The organism is Pseudacidovorax intermedius (genome assembly GCF_001476815.1).
Lineage (GTDB): Bacteria > Pseudomonadota > Gammaproteobacteria > Burkholderiales > Burkholderiaceae_C > Xenophilus > Xenophilus intermedius_A.
In genome coordinates, this window is sequence record NZ_LDSL01000236.1 from 1 (window position 1) to 1,523 (window position 1,523).

Genomic DNA, 1,523 nt, shown 5'->3' on the forward strand with positions numbered 1-1,523 from the left:
GTGCCGATGGCCGCATCGGCGGCCAGGCCCACGGCACCGGCTCCGACGCTGACGGCCGTGGCGCCCACCGACACGGCGGCGCCGGCCACGCTGACGACGGCGCAGCCGCCAAGGCCGCCGAGGGCAAAGCCGACGAGCAGCAGGCGGGAGAAGAGGTCGCGGTGCATGGGCGGCTCCGGTGGGGGTGATAAAGGACGATCAGCGGTCGGTGCCGAAGAGCGCCGCCCGACCGGCGGCCGAGGGCAGCACGCAGGCCACGTCGTGGGCGCAGCCGGGCACGACGGCGAAGCTGCGCGCGCCAGTGGGCCGGAGCACCTGCTGCTCGTAGGCAGCATGGGCCAGCCCGCGCTGCAGGCGGAAAGGCCCCTGCAGCATGGCGGCGCAGGACTTGTCGAGCACCCGCGCGGCCGTGCCGCGGCCGGTGCCGCTGTCGAGGGCGCCTTCGAGGCGGTGGATGTCGGCGGCGGCGTAGCGCGCCCGCGCCTCGGCGGCGCTGCGGCCGAGCGTGCCGGGCAGGTTCCGCGTGCCGTACTTCCAGTCGTCGTAGCCGGGGCAGGCGGCCAGTTCGGCGTCGGGCACCGCCTGCCAGCGGCAGCCGGTGGCCAGACCGGCGCCCTCCGCGCCCAGGCAGCCGGCCCAGTCGGGCGTGGCGCTGCCAGTCGCGACGGGCGCCAGCCGGCTCGGATCGAAATACAGCCAGGTGCCCGGGTCGGCGATCACGTAGCGCAGCCGCCAGCCGGGCGGCGCGTCGGCCGCGAAGCCGATGCGGTGCTGCAGCATCTGCGCGCCGGCCGAGAAGCCGGCCAGCGTGGCCTCGCGCAGGCTGGGCCAGCGCCGGGCCAGGGCGTCGAGCAGCGCATCGAGCGCGGCGAAGGAGGAGATCGGCCGCGCGCCGCGCGAGTCGCCGCCGGCCAGCCAGCTGCCGCAGGTCCACAGCGCGTCGCCGGGCTGGGCGGCGGGCACGCCGGGCGTGCTGCAGCGGCCGGCCTGGTCGGCGGGCACGGGGAAGATGGGCGCCACCACCAGGGTCTGCGCCGCCTGGCCGCTGCCGCGCAGGGTCTGCAGTGCCGCGTCGAAGCTGCGGTTGGCGTCGCGCGGATGGCCGTGCATGACCAGCAGCAGCCGCGTGGGTGGCGGGCCGGCGTCGCCGGGCTGGCGCGAGGCGTAGTAGGGCAGCCGGCCGGCGCTGCCGGGCAGGTCGATGGCGTTCAGGCAGGCGTCGGCGGCGGCCTGGGCGCAGCCGTCGGCGTCCGCGGGCTGCGCGACCGCGAGCGTGGGCGCGCTGCCGAGGGCGGCGGCGAGCAGCAGGCCGGCCTGGTGGGCCGATGCCTTGTCGAAATGGGGCGGACGGCCGCTCAGCGCACCCGCATGCCCGGCTGGGCGCCCGGCCAGGGCTCCAGCACGTGGATGCCGGGCTGGGCCTTCTCGTCGGCATGGCTGGCGGCCAGCACCATGCCTTCGCTGACGCCGAACTTCATCTTGCGCGGCGCCAGGTTGGCGACCATCACGGTGAGCTTGCCGAC

At 77.1% G+C, this 1,523-nt stretch carries 1 protein-coding gene and 1 pseudogene; both read right to left on the reverse strand.

Translation table 11 applies throughout. From position 1 onward, the window contains the following. Nucleotides 1-198 precede the first annotated feature (198 nt). A complete protein-coding gene (locus tag NS331_RS24810) occupies nucleotides 199-1,110 on the reverse strand; it encodes a hypothetical protein (protein ID WP_206597365.1) in 912 nt (303 codons plus the stop codon). Between the two features lie 245 nt (nucleotides 1,111-1,355). Further along, a pseudogene (locus tag NS331_RS25905) lies at nucleotides 1,356-1,523 on the reverse strand (methionine--tRNA ligase subunit beta); the annotation flags it as partial.

What these genes read in the sequence shown, in the direction of transcription:
- NS331_RS24810 (WP_206597365.1), bottom strand. Translation starts at nt 1,110, where the DNA reads ATGCACGGCCATCCGCGCGACGCCAACCGCAGCTTCGACGCGGCACTG.